Source organism: Mycobacterium sp., from assembly GCF_035603715.1.
Lineage (GTDB): Bacteria > Actinomycetota > Actinomycetes > Mycobacteriales > Mycobacteriaceae > Mycobacterium.
Map to the genome: position 1 here is coordinate 1 of NZ_DATNJW010000658.1, position 5,796 is coordinate 5,796.

Annotated in this window: 7 protein-coding genes; 4 read left to right on the forward strand and 3 right to left on the reverse strand. The window is 66.6% G+C overall.

Translation table 11 applies throughout. From position 1 onward, the window contains the following. Together VN856_RS26590 and VN856_RS26595 are read left to right on the forward strand one after the other, a co-directional pair. The coding region (locus VN856_RS26590) for a carbonic anhydrase (protein WP_325694886.1) at positions 1-447 on the forward strand (447 nt) is incomplete at its 5' end. Positions 448-612: 165 nt separating this feature from the next. Continuing rightward, positions 613-1,410, forward strand: coding sequence for a hypothetical protein (locus VN856_RS26595; RefSeq protein ID WP_325694888.1), 798 nt, complete (start codon positions 613-615; stop codon positions 1,408-1,410). A gap of 1 nt (position 1,411) precedes the next feature. Here VN856_RS26595 and disA read toward each other — a convergent pair whose 3' ends face one another. The 3 genes from disA to VN856_RS26610 are packed head-to-tail and all read right to left on the reverse strand — an operon-like array spanning position 1,412 to position 4,585. Then, on the reverse strand, positions 1,412-2,524 hold the full coding sequence (gene disA / locus VN856_RS26600) for a DNA integrity scanning diadenylate cyclase DisA (protein ID WP_325694890.1): 1,113 nt from the start codon (positions 2,522-2,524) through the stop codon (positions 1,412-1,414). Beyond that, entirely contained in the window at positions 2,524-3,954 is a 1,431-nt protein-coding gene (gene radA, locus VN856_RS26605) for a DNA repair protein RadA (RefSeq protein ID WP_325694892.1), read from the reverse strand. Before radA ends, disA begins: the two co-directional genes overlap by 1 nt. A 40-nt stretch (positions 3,955-3,994) precedes the next feature. Next, positions 3,995-4,585 carry a hypothetical protein gene (locus tag VN856_RS26610; protein ID WP_325694894.1) on the reverse strand — a complete coding sequence of 197 codons (591 nt, stop codon included), beginning with the start codon at positions 4,583-4,585 and terminating at the stop codon, positions 3,995-3,997. Between the two features lie 314 nt (positions 4,586-4,899). Here VN856_RS26610 and carD point away from each other — a divergent pair, with 314 nt between their 5' ends. Both carD and VN856_RS26620 read left to right on the forward strand, forming a co-directional pair. Further along, complete coding sequence (gene carD / locus VN856_RS26615) at positions 4,900-5,388, forward strand: RNA polymerase-binding transcription factor CarD (protein ID WP_324440733.1); 489 nt, start codon at positions 4,900-4,902, stop codon at positions 5,386-5,388. A 25-nt stretch (positions 5,389-5,413) separates the two neighbouring features. Further along, positions 5,414-5,796, forward strand: a 383-nt coding sequence (locus VN856_RS26620) for a 2-C-methyl-D-erythritol 4-phosphate cytidylyltransferase (protein WP_325694897.1), incomplete at its 3' end; no start/stop codon positions are given.

Sequence of the window (5,796 nt, forward strand, 5' to 3'; positions counted from 1 at the left end):
TTCGATCAGGGCTTGGGGGACATGTTCGTGGTCCGGACCGCCGGCCACGTCATCGACTCCGCGGTATTGGGATCACTGGAATTCGCAGTGGGTGCGCTCGGTGTGTCGGTGATCGTGATCCTCGGCCACGACAGCTGCGGCGCGGTCAAGGCGACGCTGGCCGCGCTGGACGACGGCGCGTTGCCAGGCGGCTACGTGCGCGACCTGGTCGAGCGGGTGGCGCCGTCCATCTTGCTGGGTCGTCGTGAAGGCCTCAGCCGGCCCGACGAGTTCGAGGCACGCCACGTGGTCGAGACCGGCACGCAGCTGCTCGAGCGCTCGGCGGCCATCGCCCAGGCGGTCGCCGCCGGAGACCTGGCGATCGTCGGCGCCACGTATCACCTCGAAGACGGGCGAGTGGTGCTGCGCAACATCATTGGCGACGTCGGGGATAAGGTCGACGCCTAGCCCGCAGTCGAATACCGCGGCGTGACGAGGCCGTGGTCGTAGGCGTAGACGATGACCGCCGCGGCGGACCTCATCGACTGCTGCCGGATCGCCGTCTTCAGCTAACTGGGCGACACGCCGAGCTTGGTCGGCCAGGTCAACGTGACCTGGCCTTACCGTGTGAATGTGCTGGATCTGGAACCGCGAGGCCCACTGCCGCCAGAGATTTACTGGCGTCGCCGGGGATTGGCGATTGGCGTTGCGGTCGTCGTAATCGCCATCGTCGTCGCGATCATCGTCGCCGTCATGAGCGGAAGTGCCGGCGCGAACACCTCCGACGCAGCCAAGAAGTCGACCCAGGCCGGGCAGGGCGCACCAGGAAGCAACCCGGAGGTCAAGACTCCGGTGGAGCCGCCGGCCGGTCAGAACACCGACCAGCCGGTCGAGACGCCGACGGCCGCGGTGCAGCCGCCGCCGATACTCAAGGAAGGCGACGACTGCCCCGACTCCACGCTCGCCGTCAAGGGTCTGACGAACGCGCCGCAATACGCCACCGGCGACCAGCCGAAGTTCGTCATGGTCGTCACCAACATCGGGCTGGTGGCCTGCAAACGCGATGTGGGCGCCGCAGTCCTGGCCGCCTACGTCTACTCGCTGGACAACAAGCGGTTGTGGTCGAACCTGGACTGCGCGCCGTCCAACGAAACCCTCGTCAAGACCTTTGCCCCCGGCGAACAGGTGACCACGTCCGTTACCTGGACCGGTATGGGATCGGCGCCGCATTGCCCGCTGCCGCGGCCGGCGATCGGGCCCGGTACCTACAACCTCGTCGTGCAGCTGGGCAATCTTCGCTCGCTGGCGGTTCCGTTCATCATGGCTCCGCCGCTACCTCCCGGCGCCGCGCCGCCTCCCCCGCCACCGGGATTGCCCGGCGCGCCCGGACCTGGACCGCTGCCCGGTCCGCCACCCGCCCCAGGCGGCTGAGCTAACTGATCGGATCGCCGATGGTCGATTCGGCCAACTGCGACAGTCCTTCTCGCACGTGGCGGGCCCAGATCTCGCCAATGCCTTCCACGGCTTCCAGGTCACCCGCACTGGCCGCCAGCAGACCCTGCAGCGAGCCGAACTCGCGGACCAGCCGGTCAGCGTGGGCGAACTGTAGCCGTGGGATCTCCGACATCGCACGGTAGCCGCGCGAACTCACCGCGGAGTCTTGAGCTTCCGCAGTCGACGGGTAACCGAAAACCCTTGCCATCGTGGTGAAGTCGAGCAGTTCGGCGTCAGACATGGCGTCCAGCTCGTCCAGCGTGACCGCAACCTCGGCCTTGGACAACGGCTCGGGGTTGGCGTGGTAGTCACGCACGACCAACTCGCGAGAAGCCTCGTTACCGCCGAGCAGTTCTTCGAGCTGCAGCCGCAGTTGGCGTCCGTCGGTGCCCAGCTCCACGACCTCGTAGTCCAGTTCCACGCCGATACGGCGGACCAGTTCGAGCCGCTGTACCACCGTCATCACGTCGCGGAGTGTCACGAAGTCTTCGATCTCCGCCCTCGACAGCTGCCTGCTGACCTCGTCGAGCCGTGTCTTGTACCGCTCCAGCGTGGCGAGGGCCTGGTTGGCGCGCGACAAGATGGTGGACGAGTCGGCCAGTACGTGGCGCTCACCGCAGTAGTAGACGGTCACGATGCTCATCGAGTGGCTGACCGAGATCACCGGATAGCCAACTTGGCTGGCGGCCCGCTCGGCCGAGCGATGCCGGGTACCGGATTCGTCGGTGGGTATCGACGGGTCCGGCACCAGTTGCACGTTGGCCCGCAGGATTCTGCTGCCGTCGGTGGATAACACCACCGCGCCGTCCATCTTGCACAGCTCCCGCAGCCTGGTCGGCGCGTAGCGCACGTCGAGGGAGAAGCCGCCGTCGCAGATCGCTTCGACGCTGTCGTCGTAGCCCAGCACGATCAGCGCGCCGGTCCGGCCACGCAGGATGCGTTCCAGGCCATCGCGCAGCGCGGTGCCCGGCGCAAGCCGCGCCACGGCCTCACGCAAGGAGGGCCGCTGCTGGGCCGCTGAGCCGTTCGTCGCCGCTTTGCCGCCTGTCATCACCAGTCATTCTGCTCCGTGGATGCGGAGTCCGGACGATGTGGTGGTATCTGGGCTCTGTCGGGGTGCCCGGCGATGTCGAGCACGTGCTCGAGCGCAGCGGCGATGGTGGGCGCCTGCAGCGTCTTCAAGCCTGGCGGCACAGCGTCACAGCCCGATGGGATCAGTGCCGTGGTGAACCCCTGCCGAGCGGCTTCGGCCAGCCGCCGTTCCATGCCGCTGACTCGGCGCAGATCCCCAGCCAACCCGACCTCGCCGATCATCACGGCGGTGGCCGGCAACGGCAGGTTCACGTACGCCGACGCCAGCGCGACCGCCACCGCCAAGTCCGACGACGGATCGGTCAGCCGCATGCCGCCGACGGTGGACAGGTACACGTCGTTGACGGCGATCCTGAGCCGGGCGTGCTTTTCCAGCACCGCGGCGATCATCGCGGCGCGCGAATGGTCGATCCCGCTGACGGCGCGGCGCGGTGAATTGCCGGTCGGTGTGGCCAGCAACGCCTGGATTTCGCCGACCAGCGGACGCTTCCCGTCGAGCGTCACGGTGATCGCCGTCCCAGCTACGGGCTGCGGTCGCTGATCCAGAAAAAGCCCGGACGGGTCGGCGACACCCTCAATCCCATAGTCCTGCAACAGAAAACAACCGACCTCGTCCGCGGCGCCGTAACGGTTCTTCACGCCGCGGACCATGCGCAGCAGCGAGTTCCGGTCGCCTTCGAAATGCAGCACCACGTCGACCAGATGTTCCAGCGACCGGGGACCGGCGATAGCCCCGTCCTTGGTGACGTGGCCGACGAGAATCAGTGGCACACCAGTGGTTTTCGCCGCGGCGGTCAGCGCACTGGTCACCGCGCGCACCTGAGTGACGCCACCGGCGACGCCGTCGGCGTCGGCGCTGCACATGGTCTGCACCGAGTCGACGACGACCAACGTAGGCTGCACCGCCTCGATATGGCCAAGTACCGCATGCAGATCCGACTCGGCGGCCAGATAAAGCTCGTCGTGGCTGCAGCCGGTCCGATCGGCGCGCATCCGGATCTGGCCGCGCGACTCCTCGCCCGATATGTACAGCGCGCGCCGCCCGGATGCGGCCCATTGGTGGGCGACCTTGAGTAACAGCGTCGACTTGCCGACTCCGGGGTCGCCGGCGAGCAGCGTGACCGAGCCAGGCACGACGCCGCCACCGAGCACGCGGTCGAGTTCGTCGATTCCGGTGGGGCAGTGCCGGGTGCCGTCAGGCTCGACCGAGCTGATCGGAACGGCGGCCGAGGACGGGCCTACCGAGACCCGAGTGCCGCCTCGTACGGCGCTGAGCACGGCCACCTCGTCGACCGAACCCCAGGTGCCGCATTCCAGGCAACGTCCGACCCATTTGGCGGTGACATGGCGACATTCCGAACAGCGGTACTGCGAACGTGCCTTGGCCACCAGGTGACGGTATCCGGCTGGTGTGACAGATCAGCGGAGGTTAGTCGTGCCCCGGCGATTCGTGGTGCGGTCCGCTTTCCGGCGCTGAAATCGGCACTCCCACGCTGACGCTGCCGGCCTTCTCGAAATTGAAGGTGAAGTCGTAGTTCGGGCCGTTGGTGATCGGCTTGCTCAGCGCGACAGTCGCCTTGACCGTGTCGGCGTTCTCCACGGCACTGTCGGATTGCTTGCTCTGGCCGTTCTGAGAGCCGACGAACAGCACGCCGCTGGCATGCAGGGTGGGGTCACCGGTCACGGTGACTTTGCCGATGTCGGTGGTGATGCCGACCAGCTTGTCAGTGAGGTCCGGCGACTGGTTGACCGCGACGAGGACCAGGTCCACCGTGGCGCCCGGCCGCAGGAAGTCACCGGTCTGCAGCGCCCGAATGTGGACATTGCGCAGCGCGACGTTGTTGATCACCGCCTGGCTGCCGTCGACGGCCGATTGCTGCATGGCCGTCTGCGAAACCTGTCCGGCGCTGCAGCCGGCGATCGCGCCGGCGCCGATTACGGCACCGGCTGCAAGTGCGCCGAGCTTTGCCGAGCGACGACTCGAGCGGCATTTCGAGACGCGGTAGTCGAAGCGGTTCACTCAAAGCCTCCTGCTCGGCCCTCGAACGCCACTGCGGTTCGACTATGCACAGTAGTAGGTCGAGCCGGGCCGCGAAACCGCAGGGCACCATAGTCGGATTAGAGCAGCGCAACAGCATCTTTGACGCCTCGAACGGCTCACAACGCCAGCCCCCCAGGCGGCGCCGAACGGGTTGTGGATATCTCAGCACCTTGCACGAAACTCGCCGTATGTCAACCCCCTTAGCACATGCCTGATGCCCCTGACCTGCATCGTTGTTCACCACGTGTTGGCGCGACGTGTTAGCATGGAGTCACGAAAGGGGCTCGAAACTGATGAATTTTGCGGTCGGAGACACCGTTGTCTATCCACACCACGGTGCTGCGTTGATCGAGGCGATTGAAACCCGAACCATCAAAGGGGAACAGAAGGAATATCTCGTCTTGAAGGTGGCGCAGGGCGACCTGACAGTTCGAGTACCCGCTGAGAACGCCGAGTACGTCGGCGTCCGCGACGTGGTCGGCCAAGAGGGCCTCGACAAGGTGTTCCAGGTGCTTCGTGCACCGCACACCGAAGAACCGACCAACTGGTCCCGTCGATACAAGGCCAACCTGGAGAAGCTTGCATCCGGCGACGTCAACAAGGTTGCCGAGGTCGTCCGCGACCTGTGGCGCCGCGATCAGGAACGCGGCCTGTCCGCTGGCGAGAAGCGCATGCTGGCCAAGGCCCGGCAGATTCTGGTCGGTGAGTTGGCGCTGGCCGAAAGCACCGACGACGCCAAGGCGGAGACCATCCTCGACGAGGTCCTGGCCGCCGCTTCCTGAATTCCCTGAGTCGCAAGGAACGGGGTTGACCGGCACGGTCGCAGTGGTCCCGGCCGCGGGGTCGGGCGAACGGCTGGCCGCCGGCGTTCCCAAGGCTTTCTTTCAGCTCGAGGGACGCACTCTGGTTGAACGTGCGATCGACGGCCTGTGGCATTCAGGCGTCGTCGATCGCGTGGTGGTGGCGGTGCCGCCTGATCGCACCGACCGGGCCAAACTGATCCTCGGCAACAGTGCGACCGTCGTTGCCGGCGGAGCCAATCGCGGCGACTCGGTCGCCCGGGCGCTTGCGGCCGTGGCTGATGCAGAAGAACCTGATTTCGTGCTGGTACACGACGCCGCCCGGGCGCTGACACCGCCCGAGTTGGTGGTGCGGGTCGTCGAAGCGTTGCGGGCCGGCCATCAGGCCGT